Origin of the sequence: Mycobacterium sp. NPDC049093 (assembly GCF_040704635.1) — a bacterium.
Classification (GTDB): domain Bacteria; phylum Actinomycetota; class Actinomycetes; order Mycobacteriales; family Mycobacteriaceae; genus Mycobacterium.
The window spans coordinates 1-24,243 of sequence record NZ_JBEZJS010000001.1 but is presented as its reverse complement, the minus strand read 5'-3'; the positions used below and the strand labels follow the sequence as shown (position 1 = coordinate 24,243).

At 66.3% G+C, this 24,243-nt stretch carries 25 protein-coding genes and 1 tRNA gene; 11 read left to right on the top strand and 15 right to left on the bottom strand.

Annotation, left to right across the window (positions count from 1 at the left end):
• Positions 1-2: 2 nt before the first annotated feature.
• Positions 3-1,784: an N-acyl-D-amino-acid deacylase family protein gene (locus AB0876_RS00130; RefSeq protein WP_526040857.1), complete on the bottom strand. Its 1,782-nt coding sequence runs from the start codon at positions 1,782-1,784 to the stop codon at positions 3-5.
• Positions 1,785-1,823: 39 nt separating this feature from the next.
• Entirely contained in the window at positions 1,824-2,765 is a 942-nt protein-coding gene (locus AB0876_RS00125; RefSeq protein WP_491837591.1) for a GDP-mannose 4,6-dehydratase, read from the bottom strand.
• Between the two features lie 24 nt (positions 2,766-2,789).
• On the opposite strand from AB0876_RS00125, the gene AB0876_RS00120 reads away from it, so the two are divergent.
• The 7 genes from AB0876_RS00120 (at position 2,790) to AB0876_RS00090 (ending at position 9,069) form a co-directional block, all read left to right on the top strand.
• Positions 2,790-4,547, top strand: coding sequence for a hypothetical protein (locus AB0876_RS00120; protein ID WP_526040856.1), 1,758 nt, complete (start codon positions 2,790-2,792; stop codon positions 4,545-4,547).
• A gap of 124 nt (positions 4,548-4,671) precedes the next feature.
• Positions 4,672-5,568, top strand: a complete 897-nt coding sequence (locus AB0876_RS00115; protein ID WP_526040855.1) for a hypothetical protein — start codon at positions 4,672-4,674, stop codon at positions 5,566-5,568.
• A 6-nt stretch (positions 5,569-5,574) separates the two neighbouring features.
• On the top strand, positions 5,575-6,009 hold the full coding sequence (locus AB0876_RS00110; protein WP_491837588.1) for a hypothetical protein: 435 nt from the start codon (positions 5,575-5,577) through the stop codon (positions 6,007-6,009).
• A gap of 67 nt (positions 6,010-6,076) precedes the next feature.
• Positions 6,077-7,429, top strand: coding sequence for an EspA/EspE family type VII secretion system effector (locus tag AB0876_RS00105; protein ID WP_526040854.1), 1,353 nt, complete (start codon positions 6,077-6,079; stop codon positions 7,427-7,429).
• A 116-nt stretch (positions 7,430-7,545) separates the two neighbouring features.
• Complete coding sequence (locus AB0876_RS00100) at positions 7,546-7,938, top strand: hypothetical protein (protein WP_463836516.1); 393 nt, start codon at positions 7,546-7,548, stop codon at positions 7,936-7,938.
• 48 nt (positions 7,939-7,986) lie between these two features.
• Positions 7,987-8,526 (top strand): hypothetical protein, encoded by a 540-nt coding sequence (locus tag AB0876_RS00095; protein ID WP_526040853.1) that lies wholly within the window; start codon positions 7,987-7,989, stop codon positions 8,524-8,526.
• Between the two features lie 177 nt (positions 8,527-8,703).
• Positions 8,704-9,069, top strand: coding sequence for a carboxymuconolactone decarboxylase family protein (locus AB0876_RS00090; RefSeq protein ID WP_491837584.1), 366 nt, complete (start codon positions 8,704-8,706; stop codon positions 9,067-9,069).
• Here AB0876_RS00090 and AB0876_RS00085 read toward each other — a convergent pair.
• Positions 9,066-9,596 carry a hypothetical protein gene (locus AB0876_RS00085; protein ID WP_526040852.1) on the bottom strand — a complete coding sequence of 177 codons (531 nt, stop codon included), beginning with the start codon at positions 9,594-9,596 and terminating at the stop codon, positions 9,066-9,068. The genes AB0876_RS00090 and AB0876_RS00085 overlap by 4 nt on opposite strands.
• A gap of 10 nt (positions 9,597-9,606) precedes the next feature.
• Positions 9,607-10,254 (bottom strand): winged helix-turn-helix transcriptional regulator, encoded by a 648-nt coding sequence (locus AB0876_RS00080; protein WP_526040851.1) that lies wholly within the window; start codon positions 10,252-10,254, stop codon positions 9,607-9,609.
• A 55-nt stretch (positions 10,255-10,309) separates the two neighbouring features.
• Here AB0876_RS00080 and AB0876_RS00075 point away from each other — a divergent pair, with 55 nt between their 5' ends.
• The gene (locus tag AB0876_RS00075) at positions 10,310-10,729 is read left to right on the top strand and encodes a DUF1761 family protein (protein ID WP_526040850.1); all 420 of its coding nucleotides are present in this window, start codon (positions 10,310-10,312) and stop codon (positions 10,727-10,729) included.
• A gap of 29 nt (positions 10,730-10,758) precedes the next feature.
• On the opposite strand, the gene AB0876_RS00070 is transcribed toward AB0876_RS00075, so the two are convergent.
• Together AB0876_RS00070 and AB0876_RS00065 are read right to left on the bottom strand one after the other, a co-directional pair.
• A tRNA-Thr gene (locus tag AB0876_RS00070) sits at positions 10,759-10,834 on the bottom strand.
• Positions 10,835-10,890: 56 nt separating this feature from the next.
• Positions 10,891-12,099 (bottom strand): DNA polymerase III subunit delta', encoded by a 1,209-nt coding sequence (locus tag AB0876_RS00065; protein ID WP_526040849.1) that lies wholly within the window; start codon positions 12,097-12,099, stop codon positions 10,891-10,893.
• Between AB0876_RS00065 and AB0876_RS00060 the strand changes: the two genes are divergently transcribed.
• Positions 11,984-13,807, top strand: coding sequence for an adenylate/guanylate cyclase domain-containing protein (locus AB0876_RS00060; protein ID WP_491837579.1), 1,824 nt, complete (start codon positions 11,984-11,986; stop codon positions 13,805-13,807). The two genes, AB0876_RS00065 and AB0876_RS00060, sit on opposite strands and share 116 nt — an antisense overlap.
• A gap of 95 nt (positions 13,808-13,902) precedes the next feature.
• Here the strand turns inward: AB0876_RS00060 and topA are convergent, their stop codons facing one another.
• From topA to AB0876_RS00045, 3 genes are all read right to left on the bottom strand, one after another.
• Positions 13,903-16,722 (bottom strand): type I DNA topoisomerase, encoded by a 2,820-nt coding sequence (gene topA / locus AB0876_RS00055; RefSeq protein ID WP_526040848.1) that lies wholly within the window; start codon positions 16,720-16,722, stop codon positions 13,903-13,905.
• 103 nt (positions 16,723-16,825) lie between these two features.
• Positions 16,826-17,419 carry a hypothetical protein gene (locus AB0876_RS00050; RefSeq protein WP_526040847.1) on the bottom strand — a complete coding sequence of 198 codons (594 nt, stop codon included), beginning with the start codon at positions 17,417-17,419 and terminating at the stop codon, positions 16,826-16,828.
• Positions 17,420-17,517: 98 nt separating this feature from the next.
• Positions 17,518-17,721 (bottom strand): cold-shock protein, encoded by a 204-nt coding sequence (locus AB0876_RS00045; protein ID WP_003882601.1) that lies wholly within the window; start codon positions 17,719-17,721, stop codon positions 17,518-17,520.
• A gap of 299 nt (positions 17,722-18,020) precedes the next feature.
• Between AB0876_RS00045 and sftH the strand changes: the two genes are divergently transcribed.
• Positions 18,021-20,384: a DNA 3'-5' helicase SftH gene (gene sftH / locus AB0876_RS00040; protein WP_526040846.1), complete on the top strand. Its 2,364-nt coding sequence runs from the start codon at positions 18,021-18,023 to the stop codon at positions 20,382-20,384.
• A 279-nt stretch (positions 20,385-20,663) separates the two neighbouring features.
• Positions 20,664-21,689 (top strand): PAS domain-containing protein, encoded by a 1,026-nt coding sequence (locus AB0876_RS00035; protein WP_491837575.1) that lies wholly within the window; start codon positions 20,664-20,666, stop codon positions 21,687-21,689.
• 10 nt (positions 21,690-21,699) lie between these two features.
• Here AB0876_RS00035 and AB0876_RS00030 read toward each other — a convergent pair whose 3' ends face one another.
• From AB0876_RS00030 to AB0876_RS00005, 6 genes are all read right to left on the bottom strand, one after another.
• Positions 21,700-22,002, bottom strand: a complete 303-nt coding sequence (locus AB0876_RS00030; protein WP_491837574.1) for an Rv3654c family TadE-like protein — start codon at positions 22,000-22,002, stop codon at positions 21,700-21,702.
• 40 nt (positions 22,003-22,042) lie between these two features.
• Positions 22,043-22,315: a TadE family type IV pilus minor pilin gene (locus tag AB0876_RS00025; RefSeq protein WP_491837573.1), complete on the bottom strand. Its 273-nt coding sequence runs from the start codon at positions 22,313-22,315 to the stop codon at positions 22,043-22,045.
• 62 nt (positions 22,316-22,377) lie between these two features.
• Positions 22,378-22,581: a DUF4244 domain-containing protein gene (locus AB0876_RS00020; RefSeq protein WP_491837572.1), complete on the bottom strand. Its 204-nt coding sequence runs from the start codon at positions 22,579-22,581 to the stop codon at positions 22,378-22,380.
• Between the two features lie 27 nt (positions 22,582-22,608).
• Positions 22,609-23,190, bottom strand: coding sequence for a type II secretion system F family protein (locus AB0876_RS00015; RefSeq protein WP_491837571.1), 582 nt, complete (start codon positions 23,188-23,190; stop codon positions 22,609-22,611).
• Positions 23,187-23,966: a type II secretion system F family protein gene (locus AB0876_RS00010; RefSeq protein WP_491837570.1), complete on the bottom strand. Its 780-nt coding sequence runs from the start codon at positions 23,964-23,966 to the stop codon at positions 23,187-23,189. The genes AB0876_RS00015 and AB0876_RS00010 overlap by 4 nt, the downstream gene beginning before the upstream one ends.
• The gene (locus tag AB0876_RS00005; protein ID WP_064884020.1) at positions 23,963-24,139 is read right to left on the bottom strand and encodes a hypothetical protein; all 177 of its coding nucleotides are present in this window, start codon (positions 24,137-24,139) and stop codon (positions 23,963-23,965) included. The genes AB0876_RS00010 and AB0876_RS00005 overlap by 4 nt, the downstream gene beginning before the upstream one ends.
• Positions 24,140-24,243: the final 104 nt, after the last annotated feature.

Sequence of the window (24,243 nt, the reverse complement as noted above, 5' to 3'; positions counted from 1 at the left end):
CTCTATACGGGTGCGCGGTCCAGTTGCTCAGCACCGGCCCGCAGGTAGCGGCCCGACTTCACCGATTCGCCGTAGCCGTCCCGGAACTGACCGTTGCGGAATACCACGGCACCGTTGACGGCGGTGGCGATGATGGCGTCGTCGCTGCGGTTCACCATCCGGCTCAGCCCGCCGTAGAACGGCACCGACTCCTCGTGATAAGCCTCGACCGTCTCGTTGAGGCCGGCTGGGTCGATCACCACGAAGTCGGCCCGGTCACCTTGGCGCAGGGTGCCGGCCGAGACGCCGAACCAGTCGGCCACCTCGCCGGTAAGCCGGTGCACGGCATGCTCGGTGGTCATGAACGGCCGACCGGCCAGCTGAGCATCGCGTACCCGCTTGAGCAGCTTCACCGGGTAGTTGTAGAACGCCATGTTCCGCAGGTGCGCACCGGCATCCGAGAAACCCATGTGCACCGAGGGATCCGTGGCGAGCTTGTCCAGGTACTTCGGCCGGTTGTTGGCCACGATGGTGGTCCAGCGCACGTTGCGCTCACCGTTGTCGACCAGCACGTCGAGGAACGCGTCGAGCGGGTGGATGCCGCGCTCGTCGGCGATCTGCCCGAAGCTCTTGCCCACCAGCGACTGGTCGGGGCATTCGACGATCGTGGCGTCGTGGAAGTCGCGGTGCCACAGGGTCGGTCCGAGCACCCGGCGGTCGAACGACTTGCGGAACCGGCGGCGGTACTCGGGGTCGGCGAGCAGCTTGTTGCGCTCGAACTGATCCTTGAGATGCAGCGCGGCAGTTCCGGCGCCGAACTCCTCGAACACGGGCAGATCGATTCCGTCCGAATACAATTCGAACGGCACCGGCAGATGCTGGAACCGGACCTTGGCGCCCAGGACCCGGTTGAGCAGCCGGATGCCCGGCCCGAGCACGTGCACCCCGACGGGCGCGGACTTGGCGTCGGCCGACACCAGCAGGCTCATCCGGACACCCTTGCGGCGGCCGAACAGTCCGCTGCTCTCCAGGAAGAAGTTCAGTGCCTCATAGGCTTTCGCCGTACTCGGCGCGCTCTGCAGCATCCGTCCGCGCTTGCGCAGCACCTTGATCAGCCGTCGACGCTCACGCCAGGTTGCGAACGTCGACGGCAACGCGCGGGACCGGAACCGGTCACCGTCGAGCTTGTCGATCGCCGCGTCCATTCCGGACAGACCGAGCATGCCCGCTTCGAGCGCCTCGTCGAGCTTTGCCGCCATGGTCTCCAGTTCGGCATCGGTCGGGGTGACATCACGGGTGGTGGCCCGGTCCAGCCCGAGCACCGAGGCCCGCAGATCCGAATGCCCCAGCAGAGATGCGACATTCGGGCCCAGCGGCAACTCGTCGATGACCTTCACATACTCGGCCGGGCCCGACCAGGTCTTGTGCTGCTCCAAGGCACCCAGCACGAACTGGCGCGGAACCGCCTCGACGCGACTGAACAGGTCAGCGGCGTCTTCGGTGTCGGCGTACACCGTCGACAGCGAGCACATGCCGAGCAGCACGGTGGTCACCCCGTGGCGCACCGATTCCCGCAGACCCGGATCGAGCAGCACCTCGGCGTCGTAGTGGGTGTGCACGTCGACGAAGCCGGGCAGCACCCATTTACCGCCGGCGTTGATGACGTCGGGACAACCGGTCTCGTCGAGCGGGGTGGCGGACACCGTGACCACTACCCCGTCGCGAATCCCCAGCGAACGGACCTGCGGCGGGGCGCCGGTGCCGTCGAACCACAAGCCGTTGCGAACGATGACGTCGTAGGACATGACGCAACGCTAAACGAGAAAGTGAGTACTCACAATCTTTTAGTGAGAATTACTCCGGAAGAATTCGACCGTCTTGGGGATACCCGCCGCCAGATCGACCTGCGGCCGCCAGCCCAGCACGTCCCGGGCCCGAGTGATGTCGAGCTGGGAACGACGCAGGTCACCGAGCCGCGGCGGGTGCATCTCCGGGTCGTCCGCGGCACCGACGGCCAGCGCGATCGCGGTGTGCATCTCGCGGGTCGAGGTCTCGACCCCGGTGCCGACGTTGAACCGCTGACCGCCGCCGTCCGGCCCGGACGCCTTGACGAAGGCGTCGACCACGTCGTCTACGTACACGTAATCGCGGGTGTCGGAGCCGTCGCCGAAGATCTTGGTGGGCCGCCCGGCCAGCAGTGCCTGGGCGAAGATCGCCACCACTCCGGCCTCGCCGTGCGGGTCCTGCCGCGGGCCGTAGACGTTGGCCGGCGCGATGTGTGAGCAGTCCAGGTTGTACAGATTGCGGAACATGTTGAAGTAGACCTCGCCGGCCACCTTGCTCGCCGCGTACGGCGACGCCGGATTCGTCGGGGTGTCCTCGCTCGTCGGATACGACGGCGGAGTGCCGTACACCGAGCCGCCCGACGACGTGTGCACCACCTTGCGCACTCCGGACTGCCGCGCCGCCTCGGCCAGCCGCACCACGCCCACCACATTCACCGTGGAGTCCAGCTGCGGATCGTCCACCGAGCGCTTCACCGAGATCTGGGCGCCCAGGTGAAAGATCACCTCGGGCTGGGTGTCCTTGAACAGGCCCAGCAGGTCGGCGTCGACGATGTCGGCCTTGACGAACTCGAAGTTGTCGCTGTTGTCGGCGCTGCTCAGGTTCTCTGCCCGCCCCGAGCTCAGGTCGTCCAGCCCGACGACGCTGTGCCCGTCCGCCAGCAGTCGGTCAACCAGGGTCGACCCGATGAAACCTGCCGCACCCGTGACTAGTGTTCGCACTCGCCCACCGTACAGTCGACAAGAGTGAACAAAGTCGCCCGTACAGCCGCCGCGCTCATCGCGCTGCACCTGGTGGTCCGGGCGGTACTCGCATTCGGTGGCTATTTCTACTGGGACGATCTGATCCTGATCGGCCGGGCCGGCACTCAGGATCTGCTGTCCCCGTCGTACCTGTTCGACGATCACGACGGCCACGTCATGCCCGCGGCGTTCCTGGTGTCCGGCGCGGTGACCCGGTTGGCCCCGTTCTCCTGGGTGCTGGCCGCGGTGAGCCTGGTAGTGATGCAGCTCCTGGCCTCACTGGCGCTGCTGCGGGCGCTGTGGGTGATCCTCGGCTGGCGGCCCGTGCTGCTGATCCCACTGACCTTCGCCTTGTTCACCCCGTTGGCCTTGCCCGGGTTCGCGTGGTGGGCTGCGGGGCTGAACACACTGCCGATGCAGGCCGCGCTGGCGTGGGTGGTCGGTGAGGCCGTGCTGCTGGTGCGTACCGGGTCTTCCCGGCACGCAGTTGTTGGTGTGCTCGTCTTTCTGGGCGGGCTGTTGTTCTTCGAGAAGGCCGCGGTGATCCCGTTCGTGGCGTTCGCGGTCGTCGCTCTCCTGGGGTACGTCACGGGGACCTTCGGCCTGCGCGATGTCTGGCGACGCGGCCTTCAGCTGTGGGTCGGGTCTCTGGCGCTCTTGGTGGCCTGGATCGGGGTTTACCTTCTCGTCGTCGACCAGAAGCGGTGGAGCTTCGATCTGGGGATGACCTGGGACCTGCTGAGCCGCTCATTTACCCACGGCATCGTGCCCGGGATCGTGGGTGGGCCGTGGTCCTGGCAACGCTGGGCACCCGCCTCACCGTGGGCCACCCCACCCGTCTCGGTGATGGTGCTGGGCTGGGTGGTGCTCGTTGTCGCCGTTGCGGTGGTGCTGGTGCGCAAGACCCGCATCTGGCCGGTGTTGGTCGTGGCCCTGGGTTACGCCGTCGCCTGCCAGATCCCGATCTATCTGATGCGCTCGTCGCGGTTCACCGCCTTGGAGCTGGCCCAGACACTGCGCTATCTGCCGGACCTCGTGGTGGTGCTGGCGCTGTTGGCGGCGGTGGGGTTCTGTGCGCCGAACCGGGAATCCTCGCGCCTGCTTTCGGCATCACCGGCGCGCACTGCCGTATGTGTCAGTGTTGCCGTGCTTTTCGTGGCGAGCAGCCTGTATTCGACGTTCACCTTCCTCAAGGTGTGGCAGGACAACCCGGTGCCCGCCTATCTGAACAATGCGCGCGCGTCGCTGGCGTCCACCTCATCGGCTGCACCACTGCTGGACCAGGAGGTCGATCCGCTGATCCTTCAGCGGGTGGCCGCTCCGGAGAACCTGGCCAGCCACATGTTCGCCCTGGCCTCGCCACGTCCCGAGTTCGCCTCGGCGACAACCGATCTGCGAATGTTCGACCGGACCGGGACGCTGTTGCCTGCGAAAGTGACGTGGGTGCGCACCATCGTCGAGGGCCCGGCACCCAAGTGCGGCTTCCTGGTCCAGCCCGACGAACCCGTCGTCATGCCGCTCGACGGGCCCCTGCTGCCGGCCGATTGGACCGCCGAGATCAACTATCTGGCCAACAGCGACGGTTCCCTGACCATGGCCCTCGCCGAAGGCCCTGAGGTGAAAGTGCCGGTACGGCCCGGCCTCAACCGGGTGTTCGTCCGACTGCCCGGCGCCGGGCAGTCCATTTCCGTGCAGGCCAACACCGCCGCGCTGTCGGTCTGCATCTCCCCCGGACCCGTCGGATTCCTGGCACCGAAGTAGATCAGCTGCTGAGATACTGACGGTTGACTGTCGAAATCCTGGTGGGGGGGCGTTCTGTGGGCAGACAGCGATGACAACGCTGCGCCGCGAGTGGTGTCGACACATCTGTGGGCTCACATTGGTCATGGCTCTCCTCGCACTCGTCGGCTGTAATTCACGCGCCGAACCCACACTTCCCTCCGACACAGATCCCGCCACAATCTCCGACCGGGTCAACCGAGCCGACGGTCCGGAGTTCCTGCGGGACATCACGTCTGCGGAGTGGCCCGACGACGGCCGACGTGCGGCCGAACTCTTCGTATGGATTCCGCGCGATGCGCATTCAACCGATCGCACCGCAGCCACTCGCGCCGGCCAAACGGCGCACGCCATCGCTTCGTTCATCGCCGACAACAAGGGCGAACCTGTGAATACCCCCGCCAATCCCCCTGTTTGGCAAGCCTTTGCCCGCAGCCTCGGCCCTTACGTCGGCGCGATGGTCGGCGACGCGACGGGAGTCGAGGGCTTCGACTCGTTGGACGGCCCGGGTTCGCAGATGCGGCGTACTGCGGCCCTGTTCGCCGCGATGACCAAAGACAACGACGCCAACCAAGTCTTGATCGACGCGGTCTCAGAGCGCGCGCACGGCTACGAGGTCGCATTCGCCAAAGCCGCGGTGGCCGAACCGTTGTTGGCCGACCGAGGGGCCGCACAACAAGCGGACCTGCTTCGCGCCGCTACCTTGCGCAGTCTCGTTGCCACCGGAGCGCATCTGGCGGGGAAGAGGCCGCCCCCGACACCCGCGCATGCCCAGACTGAACTCGCTTATCAGGTCGCAGTGCTCACCGCTCGCCCGGATGATCCTCACATCAATGATGGGTTCTTCAGTGGTGGACGGCTTCTGCCCCCGAGTGACATCGCCGAGGCCGACTGGAGCATCTACGACACTCAGCTGACGGTGTATCTGACACCGTGGCCGCGCATCAACGACGCGATCCGTCAGTTCGGCGATGAGTACGACGTTATCGCTCGCGGACAGTGAAGACAGGTGGTCAGCACGGTGATCCGCCAACTAGCCATCACAGCATTGGTCGCCTGCCTGCTCGCTGGTTGTGGACTCTTCGGCAGCCCGAGTCCACATGACGACCGCTTCGCGCGACCGGACCATCCGAAGGACTCACCGTCCGGGCAGTATGCGGTGGCGGTGGACATGGGACCGAATCAGAACGGTGTCGACACCTGGGTGGCAGTGATCCGGGACAACGCAACGGGCGCCGAGGTGTTCCGCGACTCGAACTCCTACAGCAGCCGTCACGGCGTCGGCATCACCTGGCTGTCCACCAGTGACCAATTATGGTTGCTCTCCAGCGATGTCGGAACTGCGCACGTCGACCGGAAACCCGATGGGACCTGGATCAAGACCAGCATCTATCCGGAAACAGTCGGCGACATCCCCGAAGAGATCACAGCTCTCGGTGGCTGAGCATCGCGGTCGATGAGTGCTGAGATACTGACCGGTGACTGCCAGGATCCAGTCGAGGGGGAGTTTTGTGAGCGCGCTTGACGGCTTCTATTCCACGTGGAACAAAGCGCGGGCAACCTTCGGGGTCGGTACGCCCGTCGACGGCTCCCAGCATGACGGCAGCTCCCAGCTACTGCGGATGAAGGGCATGGTCGAATCGGCCGCCCAGCACGATGGCTGGCAAGGAAAGGGCGCCGAGGCCTATGCCGCAGCCAACAAACAGCATGCAGCCGTCTACCAGAAACTCGCCGACCTCGACAAAAAGATGGCTGCCGAGGTCACGAATGCCGCGAACATCGTCACCAACGGTCGCACTCAACTCGACACCACAAAGTCCTGGGTCGACAGCGCCGTGAACTCACTGCCCAGCTCGCTCAGCCCCCAGGCTCGCGAAAACAGCCTGATACCGATCGCCAATCAGGGCATCACCCAGGTCAAAAACGCCGTCAGCACTGCCAACGGAGACATGCTCAAGATCGGTTCTCGCATCACCGACATCAAGAACCAGTACGACGAGCTGCAGAACCAGAAGCTCGGGCCGGACAAGGACGGCAAGGATTCGAAGGACCCCGACGGCGGCGAGGCGCCAGCCGAGCCTGGATCGAAACCCGGTGAGCCAGGCGGGCCTGAGTTTGTCATCGGACCTCCTACGAAACCCGACATCTCCTGGGACGAAGACTTCAAATACGGTTCCGCCGAGCCCGGGGTCGGTGATTACCTGAAGCGAGCCGAATGGGAGGCAAAGCTTGCGGGTGGTCGTTTGCTGCGAAGCGACCTCGACGACGCGACTCAGATGTATCGGCACTATTGGGATAACGACGGAAAACCAATCGAATTCGATTACGAAGAGGCCTACCGTGAGGACCCAGGTATCCGCGCCAACGTCGACGATCAGATCAGCCGAGCACAACGTGGGGCTGAAGAACTGATCCGGGGCGGCAACACGTCATTCTCGATGACCGGCGATGCGACACAGACCGCGAACTACCCGACCACTGAAAATTGGCAGAAAGCAGTTGGCGGATACCAACAATGGAGCAGTTCGGACGTCAAGGTCGAAGGCAACAAGGTCACGATGACGGTGACAGTGCACGCCGAAGACCACTACAACTTCAATCGCGGTCAATCCGACATTGGGACCGGAGCGTCCGACAACGACAACGGTAGGTTCACCGAGCTGGGATGGGCCAAGCCGTTCGATTCCCACGGGGAAGTCACCCGGACAGTTACCTGGGAACTCGGGAGCGCGCCGACAGCCGATCAAGGGAGCTCACCCCAATTCAATCCGGGACGGGAAGACCGGGTGGACGGCAGAGGCAGCCCCGGTGGAATTCGAGTACCCGATAACAATCGCAACACCGGAGGTGTGACACTGCCGTGACGAATTCTTTTGGGGCGAAAAGGATCAGCGCCGCAGCCCTGTCATTGACCTTGCTCATCTTCGCGCTTACAGCATGTTTTCCCAGTTCGCATGATCGGCAACCGATGGAGGGCACCGTGAACACCCCTGCCGCCAAGACCACGTCAAATCCGGTCCGGCACGAACTGGAGCCATTGACCAAACGCTTCCCCGCGCTCGGGTCACCAGTCACCGCCTCGTGGGTTAGCGGAGACATGGGTGATCCGCAGGCCCCAGGGCCGTCGTTGTACTGGATCGACAGCATCGTCGAACTCAGCCCGGCAGTCGCGAACGATCTGAAAACGAGGTATCGAGCCGTTCCGACCGCCAACCAGCCCGATGTCTGGGAAACGCTGAGAGGAGTTCTGCCACAAGGCGGCCTGCTCGGCAGCGAGCAACTCAACGCGGCGTTCACCTCTACCAGGATCAAATCTAAGGCCTACCTAGCCGAGAATTCGCCGGTCATCGTCATTACCGCAATTGGGGAGTAGACGGGCAATCAGTTGATCTCAAATCCGCCACACACTGGTGGTACGCCGATGAAAACTAGAATTCTCGTCGCCATCATGACCGGGCTCTGCCTGACCCCCACCGCCTGCACCGCCGAAGGTTCATCCGTGAATGCTGTTGTGCCCCAATCGCAACAACAAGCCCAGGACACGCTCATGAGCTACCTGAAGCGCACCCTGCACGGGCTGCCGGCAGGCACCGTCATAGACGCCACCCGATACGGTTCAGCTGGCTCAACCGGGTACTGCGACGACAACGACAGCACACCCACCGCTCCGAGGAATTTCAGCACCATCGGTGAACTGCACTCATCCCCGGGAACCGACAACGACGCCACCGTGAGAAAGGTTGGCGAGATCTGGAGCAGCTGGGGATGGAAAGTGGTCGAGCGCGACGAGTTCCGGAAGCCCAACCAGTTCGGATATGGCCCTGATGGCTACCGCCTACAGATCGTTTCTGCGTCACCGACAAATTTCCCGCCCACCGTCAATGCAATCTCGCCTTGCTCCCCGGGCACCATCGCGCGTGATGGCACCGCCTTCCCGATGCAGATCGCATCGGACAGTTAGTTGGTGGGCGTGCCCTGCCGATAATGGGAGCAATCCACGAGCCCGACTGAGCCCGTTGCCCTGATGAGATCAATGGACTCGTCGCTGAATCTCGCGGCACCCCTCCACGACGGGTCGAACACGCTCGTCATGCGATCGGTCGACGAGTGATGCGGAGCGCGTGCCAAGCTGGCAGGCATGACTGACGTACGCGAACAGGGTCTGCGGGTCCTCCAGGAGATGGTGCCGCATCTGCCGGCAGACGTCGTCGAGCCGGACGGCAGGTTCGGCGATGAGCTGATGGCCATCGGTGTCGACAACGTATTCGGCCGGTTGTGGAGCCGTGACGGGTTGAGCCGACGTGACCGCAGCCTGGTCACGATGGGCATCTTGATCGCCCTGCGGGCCACCGACGAGTTCGAGTCACACGTCAGGATCGGCCTCCGAAACGGCCTCACCGAGGACGAGATCGCCGAGGTCATCTACCACGCCAGCGGTTACGCGGGATTCCCCGCTGCGAACACCGCCCGCAACGTGGCGCGTGCAGCGCTGGCCAAGGACTAGAAGACCCGGCTGCCCTTCTCCGACAGCTCGAAGCCGTGGTCACCGACCACGCACACCGTGCTCACCTCGGTGACGGCACACGTCCCGGTGTCGGGGTAGACGAGCTTGCTGCCCGCGGGAAGCAACTTGTAGTCAGCCGGATCAACCGTGCGGTCGCGCGGCTCCTTGTAGTCCGTGTACTTCTCCATGCCCGCCAGATCGCCGGTGGAAAACCTCGCCGGATCGACCGACATGGCCGCGAAGACGTTGACGAGGTTGCTCGAGGTACCGGGCAGCTCACCCCAGCAACTGGCCTGCTTCATGGGTGGATTGGCACGGCCGGTGTACGAAATTCGGCAGCGGTACCCGCCCGGGGTGACGAACTGCGCGCCGTTCGTCGTCGGGTAGTTGTAGTACGTGTTGTAGGGGTGCACGTCCACCGCGGTGTAACCGCCGAGATCCGGGATCTGCCCCGGGTCGGCCCCGGCCACCGGCGATGTCAGTGAAACCGCTGCTGCGAGAGCCGCACCCACCACCATCCGCCGCATAGCGGTGAGCCTATCTGCCCGGCGGGAACGCCGAATGCAGCAATTTCACGTCGCCCTGGAAAGCTCCGTCGGCGAGGGCCTGGTCCACGGTGATCGCGCCGACGGCGAGTCCTACGACGCTGTCGGGCGAGGCGGTGAGGACCGTGCCGGGCCGCTCCTTCGGGACGAAGGCACTCGGACCGTTCTCATCGATGCGCAAGGTCATCAGAAAGCCGTCGGTCTCGATCCCGAGTTCGACGGCCGGGGTGGCCGTGACGCCGAGAAGTAGGGCAGGCAGGGCGAGGGTGAGCCAGCGAGGCCGGAATTCATCTTCGCCACGCCCCGTCGCCAGCAGCGGAACGCCCCACCTTCCGAGCGCCTCCATCGGCTCGCGGAGCGCCGCACCCCAGGGCGTGAGTCCGTAGACGACCCCGGTGTCATCGAGGCGTCGTTCGACGATGCCGTTCGTCTCCATGGTGCGAAGCCGCTCCGCCAGGAGATTGGTGGCGATCCCTGCGAGCGAGGCCTTCAGCTCGCCGTACCGCATCGCTCCGGGAAGCAACTCCCGCACGATCAGCATCGTCCAGCGGTCACCCACAACATCCAGCGACCGAGCGAGAGCGCAGAACTGCCCGTAGGAGCGGGAAACTTTTCCAGTTTGATTGATATTTTCAACCATACTTGATTTTATCAATCACGTTGGGAGGATGTCGGACGAGGAGGGGTGATTTCGAATGGTGCTGAGCATCAGTTGGTTGGCAGTAGTCGTGGCCACCGCGGTCGGAATGGCGATCGCGTGGGTCTGGTACAGCGATTGGGGCCTGGTCGGCAGCGCCTGGCGACAGCTGACCGGGGTGGCCAAGGAGGACTCTGCACGAGCGGGCAAGCGCCCCTTCATAGTTCTACTGGTGTCGCTACTCGTGACGGCGATCGCGCTCACCTCCGCGTGCTCTATTACCTTCGGGTTCTTCGGCAGTGATTCCCTCTGGCTCGCCCTGGCGGTCGGAGCTGCGGCCTGGCTCGGACTGTCGCTGTCTACGTTGGCACAGCACAACGCTTTCGAGTTGAAGCCGGCACGGCTCACCGTGATCAACAGCGCGTATCAACTAGTGCTATTTGTCGGCATGACTATTGCCATCGGGCTGCTGCACTAGCGAGTGCAGCAGCCCAGGCGAACAACGCGTGGAGCCACCCAGGGGAATCGAACCCCTGACCTATTCATTACGAGTGAATTGCTCTACCGACTGAGCTAGGGTGGCGCACCCGGGCGAACCGGGCGGCACCACTTTACGGCAGACGCCGCCCAGGACCCAACTCACCCACGTAGCGCCTGCCCGACGGTGGCCACCATGGCGTCGACGGCGAACTTCGGTTTGACGTTGATCGCCAGCGCCTCGCGGCATTCCAGCACCGCCTCGATGCAGCGCAGCAGCCGGTCCGGCGGCACGTGGGCGGCCATGGCCTCCACTTTCTCGGCCATGTCCGGGTGGTTCGCGGTGACGCCGCCGGCCCCCGACGACACCAGCAGGGCATCGCGGAAGTAGGTGGCCAGGTCAATCAGGGCCCGGTCCAACGCATCGCGATTAGCCCGCGTCCGTCGCGACTTCTGCCGATTCTCCAGCTGCTTGAGCACGCCGGCCGTTCCCCGGGTGGTGGCGGCGGTGCCCTTGCCGGTCCCGCCGGCGCCCAGCGCCGTCTTGAGCTCCTCGGTCTCGGCCTCATTGCGTCCCGCGGTCAACGCCAGTGCCTCGGACTCGGCGACGGCCACCATCTCCTCGGCCGCCGCGAACGCCCGCGCCGGCGTCGCAGCGTCCCGGGCCAGCCCGAGCGCCCTTTTCCGACGGTCCCTGGCCTCGGGATCGGTCGCCAACCGCCGGGCCCGCCCCACATGGCCGCCGCTGACCGACGCCGCCCAGCGTGCGTCCGCCTCGGGCAGCCCGTCACCGGAGATCAGCACGTCGGCGATGGCGTCGACCGACGGCGTGGTCAGCGCCACGTGCCGGCAGCGGGAGCGCAGCGTGATCGCGATGTCCTCGGGGTCCACCGACGGCGCACAGAGCAGGAACACTGTCGAGGCGGGCGGCTCCTCCACCACCTTGAGTAGGGCATTGGCCGCGCCCTCGGTGAGCCGGTCGGCATCCTCGATCACCACGACCTGCCAGCGCCCGGTTCCGGGCCGCCGCGACGCGATCTGGACGATCTCGCGCATCTCCTTGACCGCAATCGACAACCCCTCGGGCACGATGCGGCGCACATCGGCGTGGGTTCCGGCCATCGTCGTCGTACAGGCGCGGCATTCACCGCACCCCGGCGTTCCTTCTGACGTGCACTGCAAGGCCGCCGCAAAGCACAGTGCGGCCACCGAACGCCCCGATCCAGGCGGGCCGGTGATCAGCCAGGCATGTGTCATGGTCCCGACGGTGATGCCACTGTGTGGCGAATCACCTCGGGCCGCCGACGCGGCCGCCACCAGCTCCTGTTCCACCGCATGCTGGCCCACCAGCCGCGAAAAGACCCCGCTCATCGTCCCCAACAGTAGTGGTCAAGCCGACACAACCACGTCACAGCAGGCGCTCAACGTCCCCGGCGCCCGATACGGTGAACGGGTGACCGCGCAGGCTTTACCCGTAAGGCGAATCAATGCATTCGTCCGATGGGTGGCGCGTACCCCGTGGCCGGTGTTCACGCTGGGCATGCTGCAGGCCGACATCATCGGCGCGCTGTTCGTGCTCGGCTTCCTGCGGTTCGGTCTGCCTCCCGAGGACCGCATCCAGCTCCAGGATCTGCCGGTGCTCAACCTGGCGATCTTCCTGGGGTATCTGTTCGTGTCGTTCACCGTCGGCGCGTACCTGGCCCTGCGGCTGCTGATCCCGGTGATCCGGTGGCAGCGCCGCGACACCCTGCTGTCGAAGTCGGACCCCGGCATCACCGAGTTGGCCCGCGTACGGGCGCTGAAGATGCCCTTCTACCGCACCCTGATCAGCGTCACGAACTGGCTGCTGGGCTCCATCGTGTTCATCGTGGCCAGCTGGCCGGTGGCCAGTAAGTCGGCTCCCGTGGTTCTCGTCGCCACCGCCCTCGGGGCGACAGCCACGGCGATCATCGGCTACCTGCAGTCCGAGCGGGTACTGCGGCCGGTCGCGGTGGCCGCACTGCGCGGCGGGGTTCCGGAGAACTTCCGCGCCCCCGGGGTGATCCTGCGCCAAGTGCTGACCTGGGTGCTCTCGACGGGCGTGCCCGTCCTGGCCATCGTCCTGGCGCTGGTGGCCAGCAAGTTCTCGATCCTGACCGCCTCTGCAGACCGGCTGATCACCCCGCTGTTGCTGTTGGCTGTGGCGGCGCTGGTGATCGGCCTGTCCGGCACCGTGCTGGTGGCGATGTCGATCGCCGATCCGCTGCGCCAGCTGCGCTGGGCGTTGGGCGAGGTGCAGCGCGGAAACTACAACGCGCACATGCAGATCTACGACGCCAGCGAGCTGGGCCTGCTGCAGGCCGGGTTCAACGACATGGTGCGCGAGCTGGCCGAGCGGCAACGCCTACGTGACCTGTTCGGCCGCTATGTGGGTGAGGACGTGGCCCGACGCGCCCTGGAACGCGGCACCGAGCTGGGCGGCCAGGAACGCGATGTGGCGGTGCTGTTCGTGGACCTGGTGGGGTCGACGCATCTGGCATCGACGATCCCGGCCGGAGACGTGGTGAACCTGCTCAACGAGTTCTTCCGGGTCATCGTCGACACGGTCAACCGGCACGGCGGGTTCGTCAACAAGTTCCAGGGTGACGCGGCCCTGGCCATCTTCGGCGCCCCGATCGAGCATCCCGACGCCTCCGGCGGTGCGCTGGCCGCATCCCGAGAACTGCACGACGAGTTGCTCAGCGTGCTGGGCACCGACACCGAGTTCGGTATCGGTGTCTCCGCCGGCCGCGCGATCGCCGGCCACATCGGTGCTCAGGCCCGGTTCGAGTACACCGTGATCGGCGACCCGGTGAACGAGGCCGCCCGCCTCACCGAGCTCGCCAAACTGGAGGAAGGCCATGTGCTGGCCTCGGCGATCGCGGTCAGCGGCGCCCTGGACGCCGAGGCTCTGAGCTGGGATGTCGGCGAGATCGTCGAACTGCGCGGACGCACCGTGCCCACCCAGCTGGCCCGCCCGATGAACCTGGTCCTGCCCCGGGATCTGGAGCGCGAAGCCGAAAGCAACGTCACCGACGACGACGTGCGAAGCTCGACCTAGTCGCACCCCACCGCCGAATGGCCGGTTATTGCACGCCTTTTCGCGAAGTGCGTGACATAACTGGCCACTCGTTGCACAACAACGGCTAGAGAAGGTCAGGCCTTCTTGGCGGCGGCCTTCTTCGCCGGCGCCTTCTTGGCAGCGGTTTTCTTGGCGGCAGCCTTCTTCGCCGGAGCCTTCTTGGCAGCCTTCTTCACCGGACCGCGGGCCCGGCGATCAGCCAGCAGTTCCGAGGCACGCTCGTCGGTGATCGAGGCGACGTCGTCGCCCTTGCGCAGGCTGGCATTGGTCTCACCGTCGGTGACGTACGGACCGAATCGCCCGTCCTTGATCACCATCGGCTTACCCGAGGCCGGGTCGGTGCCCAGCTCACGCAGCGGCGGGGCCGCAGCGGCCTGGCGCCCACGGCGTTTCGGCTCGGCGTAGATCTTGAGAGCCTCTTCGAGGGTGATGGTGAACATCTGCTCCTCGGTGGCCAGCGAACGAGAGTCGGTGCCGCGCTTGAGATACGGACCGTAGCGGCCGTTCTGCGCGGTGATCTCCTCGTTGTTCGACGGGTCGACACCGACCACCCGGGGCAACGACAGCAGCTTGAGCGCGTCGTCCAGCGTCACGGTCTCCAGATCCATTGTGCGCAACAGAGATCCGGTGCGCGGCTTGGGTCCGGTGGGCTTCTTGCCCTTCTTGGCCGTCGTTCCCGCATCGGGATCTTCGGGGGGTTCCGGGAGAATCTCGGTGACGTAGGGGCCGAATCGTCCATCCTTGGCGACGATCTCGTGTCCGGACACCGGGTCGACACCCAGCACGCGGCCCTCTTGCGGTGTGGCGAAAGCCTTCTCGGCCAACTCGAGGGTCAGCTCGTCGGGCGTCAGCTCATCCTTGAGGTTGGCGCGCTGCGGCTTGAGCTCCCCCGGATTGTCCGGGTCGGCAATCATCCGCTCCAGGTACGGTCCGTTGCGACCGACCCGGACCACCACCGCGCGACCTTCGTCGTCATCGAAGAGCTTGATGGAGTTGACTTCTCGCGCGTCGATGCCTTCGAGGTTGCCGCCGACGAGGTGCTTGAGGCCACCGGCGCGGGCGATCGATCCCTCGACGCCGTGCTCACCGCCGAAGTAGAAGTTCGACAGCCAGTTGGTGCGTTGTTCCTGGCCGTTTGCGATCTCGTCAAGCTCGTCTTCCATGGCCGCGGTGAAGTCGTAATCCACCAGCCGGCCGAAGTGCTGCTCCAGCAGTCCGATGACGGCGAAGGCGACCCACGACGGGACCAGCGCACTGCCCTTCTTGACCACGTAGCCGCGGTCCTGGATGGTCTTGATGATCGAGCTGTACGTCGACGGGCGGCCGATACCGAGTTCTTCGAGGGCCTTGATCAGCGACGCCTCGGTGTACCGAGCCGGCGGGCTGGTGGTGTGCCCGTCGGCGGTCAGATCGGCGGCGTCGACGCGCTGACCCTGGGTCAGGTTCGGCAGCCGGCTCTCGGCGTCGTCGGCCTCACCGCCGGCCTGCTCGTCGAGGCTCTCGACGTAGGCCTTCAGGAAGCCCGCGAACGTGATGGTGCGGCCGGACGCGTTGAAGACGACCTGCTCGCCGCCCGCAGCCGTCCCGGCGATCCGCAGCGACAGCGTGGTGCCGCGCGCGTCGGCCATCTGCGAGGCCACGGTGCGCTGCCAGATCAGCTCGTAGAGCCGGAACTCGTCGGTGTCGAGCTGCGCGTGCAGCTGCCCCGGGGTCTGGAACACGTCACCGGAGGGGCGGATCGCCTCGTGCGCCTCCTGGGCGTTCTTGACCTTGCGGGTGTACTGCCGCGGCGACGGATGCACGTACTCGTCACCGTAGAGCTGCCGCGCCTGGTTGCGCGCAGCATCAATGGCGCTGGCCGACAAAGTCGTCGAGTCGGTACGCATATAGGTGATGTAGCCGTTCTCGTACAACCGCTGCGCGATGCTCATGGTGCGCTCCGAGGAGAACCGCAGCTTGCGGGCGGCCTCCTGCTGCAGCGTGGAGGTCATGAACGGCGCGTAGGGCTTGCGCGTGTACGGCTTCTGCTCGACGGAGCTGACGGCCAACTGGGCGCCGCGCAGACCGGCGGCCAGGGCCCCGGCGCTGGCCTCGTCGAGCACCAGCACCTCGTCGGGCTTCTTCAGCTGGCCCAGCGAGTCGAAATCACGACCGGCGGCGACGCGGCGGCCGTCGACGGTGTTGAGCTTGGCGGTGAACTTGGGCGGCGTGGCCTGCGGGTCGGAGACCGACGCGTCCAACTCGGCGCTGACGTCCCAGTACCCGGCGCTGCGGAACGCCATGCGCTCCCGCTCACGCTGCACGATGATGCGCGTGGCCACCGACTGCACCCGGCCTGCCGACAGCTTCGGCGCGACCTTCTTCCACAGCACGGGCGACACTTCGTAGCCGTAGAGCCGGTCGAGGATGCGGCGGGTTTCCTGCGCGTCGACCAGCGCGATGTCCAGGTCGCGGGGGTTTTCCGCGGCGGCCCGGATCGCGGGTTCGGTGATCTCGTGGAACACCATCCGCCGGACCGGCACCTTGGGCTTCAGCGTCTCCAGCAGATGCCAGGCGATCGCCTCACCCTCGCGGTCACCGTCCGTTGCGAGGTAGAGCTCGTCGACACCCTTGAGCAGGTCTTTGAGCTCGGTGACCGTGCTCTTCTTCTCCGGGCTGACGATGTAGAGCGGTTCGAAGTTGTCGTCGACATTGACCCCGAGGCGCGCCCACGGCTCGGATTTGTACTTGGCCGGCACGTCAGCGGCATTGCGCGGCAGGTCACGAATGTGCCCGCGGGAGGATTCGACCACGTAATTGGAGCCCAGGTAGCCGGCGATTTTGCGCGCCTTCGTCGGCGACTCGACAATCACGAGTCGCCGGACATTCCCCTTGCTGCCGCTATCGCCAGCCAACTGTGCTTACGCTCCACTCCTATAGTTGCCGCGCCACGCCCGGCAACTGACAATTTCGCATTACGCGCGAGCCTACGCAAACCGGCTCTCCGCGTATGCATCATTAAATACGTGGCCAATGCGCCAACGCGGAGGTATCCCCGGGCGGTTCCCCGACATTCTCTACCAGGCGTGACAGGCGTCGGCGCCCACTGATCCGCAGCGCCGGATGGGAGCCCCTGGTCCCGATCAGGGTCGGGGCGATTCCCACCCGCATCAAGGCCGCTGCCAGCGCCGCGTAGGTATCGGGCGCATGCGGGTCCAGCCCCAGCAGGTAACGGTCGTCGACCTCGGGCGTGCCCGCGGCCAGCGTCCAGGCCCGCAACTCGCGGGCGCCGGGCAGCCATCGGGGCGGCACTGTCTTGACCGCGCCCCTGGTCCACTCCTCCGCGATCAGCATCAACTGCGGATCCAGCGCCGTACGCACCAGCGGGTTGTTCTCGTCGGTCCGGGAGATCTCCGGAACCAGCCCGACCTCGGTGATCATGTCGGCCAGGCCCTGGGCACGCCACAGCTCGGCGACGACCACCGAGAACCGCGCCGCCTGCCGACCACTGTTGCCCGCCAGAACGATCTGTCCCGGACCGGCAAGCAGCCCGGTCAGGTCGGCCACCGCAGGCGGCACCGACTCAGCCGAGAAGAAGGACAGCTGGCTCACAAACCGACACTAGGCCAGCGCAGGCTGCAAAAACGAGAACACCCCCGCGGTGTCCGATTTTGGACTCACACGGGGGTGTCTCTTTGGGTTTGTTTGGCTCAGATGGCCCGAACACCCGTGGCCTGCGGCCCCTTGGGGCTCTGGCCGACCTCGAACTCAACCTTCTGGTTCTCCTCCAGGGTGCGGAATCCGCTGCCCTGGATTTCCGTGTAGTGGACAAACACGTCGGCAGAGCCGTCCTCCGGAGCAATGAAGCCGAAGCCCTTCTCCGCGTTGAACCACTTCACAGTTCCCTGTGGCATCTTTTGTTCTTTCCTTCTCTTTCAACCGGGTGCGGTCCACCTACTTCCGGTGCACCGGGCCCGTTCCGACCGCCATACCAACGCGCGAGTCGACCGGAACTGACCCGACCTACAACCCTCGCAGGAACCGCGATCGCAACGACGATCCTGCGAGTGCGAGTACAAACACAGAAGCTGCGACCGTGATCAGTCAACCATGTTCGAGGCTGCTGCGACAGTCTCGGTATTCGGCGCGTGGTGAACAATTCGTTTACAAATCCGAGCGGTTGTCGGCGGGGTAGATCGTAGGAGGACAGACAGTGCTGGATCAGGGGTCGGATTTCGGCCGTGAGCTGCTGGCTTGCGCTGTCGACGGCACCCCATCCGGGGAAGATCCGCTACGACATGTTGCGGATATACCGGCACGACCCGGCAAACCAGATCGATGGCCGCAATGGGCCCATCCGGAGGTCGTTCAGGCTTTGCAGGACCGCGGCGTCACCGCACCGTGGTCACATCAGCTCGCCGCCGCCGAACTGGCCCGCGCCGGCCGACATGTGGTGGTCTCCACCGGCACCGCATCGGGTAAGTCCTTGGCCTACCAACTACCGATCCTGTCGGCATTGGCCGAGGACCGGCAGACCCGGGTGCTGTACCTGTCCCCGACGAAGGCGCTCGGGCACGACCAACTGCGTACGGCACAGACCCTGACGGAGACCGTCGCCGCTCTGCGTGACGTGGCGCCGGCACCGTATGACGGTGACAGCCCGACCGAGGTGCGCCGGTTCGCCCGGGAACGGTCGAGATGGATTTTCTCCAATCCGGACATGATCCATCTGTCGCTGCTGCGCAACCATGCCCGGTGGGCGGTGTTCCTGCGTCACCTCAAGTACGTCGTGGTCGACGAGTGTCATTACTACCGTGGCATTTTCGGTTCCAACGTGGCGATGGTACTGAGGCGCCTGTTGCGATTGTGCGAACGATATGCGGCCGACGGCGCTGAGCCTTCTATACCGACGGTGATCTTCGCGAGTGCCACGACGGCGTCACCGGCCGAGACTGCCGCGGAGTTGATCGGGCAGACGGTGGCCGAGGTGACCGAGGACGGCTCACCGCAGGGCGCGCGCACGATCGCGTTGTGGGAACCGGCCCTGCTCGACGAGCTCACCGGTGAGAACGGCGCGCCGGTGCGGCGTTCGGCCGGCGCCGAGGCCGCCCGGGTGATGGCGGACCTGATGTCCGAGGGCGCACGCACGTTGACCTTCGTCCGGTCCCGGCGCGGCGCCGAACTCACCGCGCTGGGAACCCGGGCCCGGTTGGAGGACACCGCACCCGAACTGGCCGATCAGGTGGCGTCCTACCGGGCCGGTTTTCTCGCCGAGGACCGCCGCGAACTGGAACACGCCCTGACCGACGGCCGGCTGCGCGGGCTGGCCACCACCAACGCGCTGGAGCTCGGTATCGACATCGCCGGACTCGATGCGGTGGTGATGGCGGGGTTCCCCGGCACCGTCACCTCGTTCTGGCAGCAGGCCGGGCGGTCCGGCCGGCGCGGGCAGGGCGCGCTGATCGTGTTGATCGCCCGCGACGATCCCCTCGACACCTATCTGGTGCACCATCCCGCGGCACTCTTGGACAAGCCGATCGAGCGGGTGGTCATCGACCCGACGAATCCGCACGTGCTGGGCCCGCAGTTGCTCTGCGCCGCAGCCGAGCTGCCGCTCACTGCGGCCGAGGTCCGGTTGTGGAACGCCGAGGCGGTGGCCGAAACCCTGGTCGACGACGGCCTGCTCCGAAAACGTCCCCGCGGCTATTTCCCCGCGCCCGGGGTGGATCCGCACCCGGCCGTGGACATCCGCGGCTCCAGCGGCGGCCAGATCGCGATCCTGGAGGTGGACACCGGCAGGATGCTGGGCAGCACCGGCGCCGGGCAGGCGGCGGCGTCGTTGCATCCTGGCGCGGTATATCTGCACCAGGGCGAGACCTTTCTGGTCGACTCGTTGTCCTTCGAGGACGGTGTGGCGTTCGTGCATCCCGCCGATCCCGGCTACAGCACGTTCGCCAGGGAACTCACCGACATCGCGGTCACCGGTCCCGGCGAGCGCAGGACGTTCGGCCCGGTCACCGTGGGCCTGGTCCCGGTGTCGGTGACCAACACCGTGGTCGGCTACCTGCGCCGCCGCATCGACGGTGAGGTCATCGATTTCGTCGAGCTCGACATGCCACCCAGCACCCTGGACACCATGGCCGTGATGTGCACGATCACTCCGGAAGCGTTACAGGACAACGGCATTGATCTGCTGACCATGCCTGGGAGTCTGCATGCCGCCGAACACGCAGCGATCGGCCTGCTGCCACTGGTGGCCAGTTGCGACCGCGGCGACATCGGCGGCGTCTCGACGGCCGTCGGACCGGTGGACGGCCTGCCGTCGATCTTCGTCTACGACGGCTATCCCGGCGGGGCGGGTTTCGCCGACCGCGGATTCCGCAATCTGAGTACGTGGTGGGGCGCGACCGCCGACGCCATCGAGGCTTGTGAGTGCCCGCAGGGTTGTCCCTCGTGCGTGCAGTCACCGAAATGCGGCAACGGGAACGAACCGCTGGACAAATCGGGCGCGATACAAGTGCTCCGCCTGGTGCTCGGCGCGCTGAGTACGTCCTCAGCGGACCCCCGACCGCGTTGACGACCGACCCCTCGACGGCCGACTACGCGGATCTACAACTGCGTGGCTGCATTCGGCCACGCCGAACACACAGACGGTGCGACGAACGGTCGGACAACGCGATCCGTTCCCAATCCCGGAGGCCGGGCGCAGTGGCAAATTACGTGAACTCACTCATGTTTGCAACCCGACAGACCCGGCTTCGGGTATCCGCGACCGTAATCCGCAGTTTTCTCCTGCGGATCACGTCGTCGTCGCAGGCGTAATGCAGCTACCCACACCCCCGGTAAAATGCCGCGCATGACCCACGACTGGCTGCTCGTGGAGACACTGGGTAGCGAGCCTGCCGTGGTCGCGCGAGGTCTGCAGACGAAGAACCTCGTCCCGATCAGTGTGTTTCTACGACGAAATCCGCACCTGATGGCAATTCAGAGCGCCATCAGGGAAACCGTCCAAGCCGGCCAGGGTCTCAGCAGCATCACACCCAAGAATGACCGCGTAATCCGCACCGAGGTGGTGCGGATGTCCGACGGACACATCCACGGCGTCCACGTCTGGATCGGGCCGACCGACGTCGACCCACCCCAGCGGCCCGTTCCCGGCCCGCTGATCTGGGACCTCACCGCAGGCGTGGCCACCGATACCCCCGAATCGCTGCGCAACAGCGGAATGAACCCGGAAACCGAAGCCACCCACGACCGGACGTTCGCCGACGATCTGCCCGCCCGGGACCTCAACGGCAGCGAGGCCAAGGTGCTGGCCATGACCGTCAAGCCCGTGGTCGGCAACACCCTGTGCACCACCTGGGATGTCACCGACCATCGCGGGGAGACCATCACGGTGGGATTCGTGGCCCGGGTGACCCTGGAGCCGCACGACGACGGCGCCGACCGCATGGTCTGCCGGGCCATGAACTGGCGCAGCGAACGCGACACCCCGGTGACACCCGTCGACAACCTGGCCCAGCGCATCCTCAACGGACTTGCCTGCCCCGGTGTACACCGGGCCCTGGTCGGCCTCGACGACTGGAAGTTGTTGAAGTGGCTCGACGAGCCCGCACCGTTCTTCGACTGGCGTCACCGCGACGGCGGCCCGGCCCGCATCCACCCGGCCGACGCCCGGCACATGGCCCGGATGACCACCGATTTCACCGACGGTGTCACCACGGCGGTGCTGCGGATGCGCGCCGAAGAAGGCGGCTGGCAGCCGGTCCACATGACGATCAACCGGATCGAACTCGACGAGGACACGTTCGCCGGCCTGATCGCCCTGCGGCTCCCGACCGACGACGAGGTCGCCGCAGCGGATCTCGACCGGCTCGACTAAGCAACCTCGGCTAGGCGACGGTGTCCACCGGTCCGGCACGAGCGGCTGCGCGGGCCGGGCCGACGCCCCATCGGCCGAGGCGCACCGGGACCGATACCTCCAGCACCACGTCGAGGCCGTCGATCCGGCAAGCGCCCAGGGCCGAACGCAGTCGTACCGCAATCTGGGTGGCCTGCGCGCACGCCGCGTCCGGTCCGGAGACCACGGCGCCGGCAGCGCCGAGGGCGGCCAGATCCGCTGTGGCCTGGGCCCGGTGCCGGGCCGTGACGGCGGCACCGAGGTAGACGCCACCCGCCGCGAATGCGATCACCATCGCGATCATCGCCGCGGCCAACAGCGTGGCCGAACCGCGCTCACCCGATTCCGGGTTCGGGCACCGCGGCTGCCTCGGCGGACACCGTGAACCCCGGCAGTGCCGTCGCGGCGCTGACCCGGGCGACCACGAGACCGCCGTCGCGGCCGAGATGCACCACCGCGCCGGACGGGGCGATACGCCGAGCGGCGGCCGTGGCCGTATCGCCCTCACCTCGGGCCGCCAGGCGGGCGGCTTCGCGGGCCGCGTCGATACACCGGATCTGCATGCCCACCGCACCGAGGCCACCGACACACAACACCAGGACAGCCACCAGTGATGCGATGGCAAAGGCCGCCTCGACGGTGACCGCACCCCGGTCATCCAGCCGGTCATCTAGACGTTGGTATTCAGCGCCCGGCTGATGATGTTCGTCAGCGCGCTCACGATCGAATCCCCCGTGACCACGGTGTACAGGATCGCTCCGAACGCCGCGGCGGCGATCGTGCCGATCGCGTATTCGACGGTGCTCATCCCCGATTCGTCGAGCATCAGCAGTGCCGCCCTGGCATTCACCCGCTGAAACATGCTTCCCGCCATGATATTTCCTCCCTCTGCGATGTGCACTCACAACAAACCTGACCCCAGTACGTCACCGGCCAGGCCGGCGACCACAGGAATCACACCCAGGCACACGAACGCCGGCAGATAACACAGCCCCAACGGTCCGGCGACCAGTACCGAGGCCCGTTCTGCCACCGCGTCGGCCGCGGCAGTGGCATCGTGTCGAGACTGAGCGGCCAGCTCGGCCACGCCGTCGGCCAGAGCGCTGCCCGAGGCCGCCGAGCGGCGGGCCAGCCGCAACAGGGCCTCGGCGTTCTTGTCCTGCGGCACCGCGTCATTGCCACCGGACCAGGCCGTGGCCGGATCCGCGCCGAGCGCCAGGAGCTCGGCCGCGCGCCGCAACATCGGCGCCAGTGACGGTGGGGCCGATGCGGTGGCGGCCGCCGCCGCGGTCGATACCGCCATCCCTGCGGCCAGACATGCGGAGAACAGGTCGAACGTCGAGGCTGCCGCGAGCGGATCATCGGTGCGCACCCGCCGCGGGTCCGCCCGCAGACGCGGTGCGGGCGCGGCGCGCGACCGCACCCGCGCCGGATCTGCACCGACCAACAGTGCCACAGCGAGAAATACTGCTGCCCAACTCATCTCAGTGCCCGTTCGGTGATCCGGTCCGACCACGTCAGTCCGGCGCAGGCCAGCAGGACCCCGATCACCAGTAGCCAACCGCCTGCCCCTGGCCCGCACAGAAACGCCAGGGGCTGCGCGCCGATCAACTGTCCCAGTGCAATCCCGGCCACCGGCAGCCCGGCCAGCACCGCTGCCGTCGCCCGGGGGCCCGCCATCGCCGCTTCGACGTGAGAGGAAAACCGTTCGCGCTCAACGATGTCGCGCTGTGCGGTGCGCATCAGCGTGGCGATCGAAAGGCCGTATGTGTGAGCCAGTCGCCAGCAGACCGCGAGCCGTTCCCAGTGCATCGGCAATTGCGAAGTCGCCGCGACATCCTCCAGGCCCGCCGCGACATCGGCGCCCAGGCGGGCCCGGGCGGCGACAGCGCCCATGCCCTCGCGTACTGCCCCCGACACCTCGCCGGCCGCAGTGCCGAAGGCGCTCACCGGATGGACGCCGGTACGCAGTTCACCCACCAACACGTCCAAGGCGGCCTGCAGTGACGCCGATTCCTCCAGCTGCCGCCGCCATGCATGGTGACGCCGCCGGCGTGCGAAGACCGTCCCCGATACCAGTGCCGTGGCCACCGCGACCGGCGGCGAAACCAGCCAGGCCAGAACAACTCCCACCACCACGACGATGGGTGCTGCCCGAACGCGCCGCCGAGGAGCCTCCGCCCGCAGCGCCGCAGCTCGGCGGGGCGTGACCGGCCACAGCAGAAGTGCGGCAGCCAAGGCCAGTGCACTCGCCGTCACGGCGATACCCGCCGGTCCACCAGAGCATCGAGAATCTCTGCACCGCAGCCCAACCCGGTGTCGGCGTCCCATGCCGTCACCACCTCGAGCTCACCCCGGGCCGCGCGGCGCAGCACCGCGATCTCGGAGAGCCTGCGCCGCCCGGCGCCGTCCCGGCCGACATGAAGCAACACCTGCTCGTTTTATCAGTAGTTAACTACACAATGTGGGCGCACAATGCGTGTTGAACTGCGTATTTATCGTCGGGTACATGTACTCTAAGAGTGTGCGTAGCAAT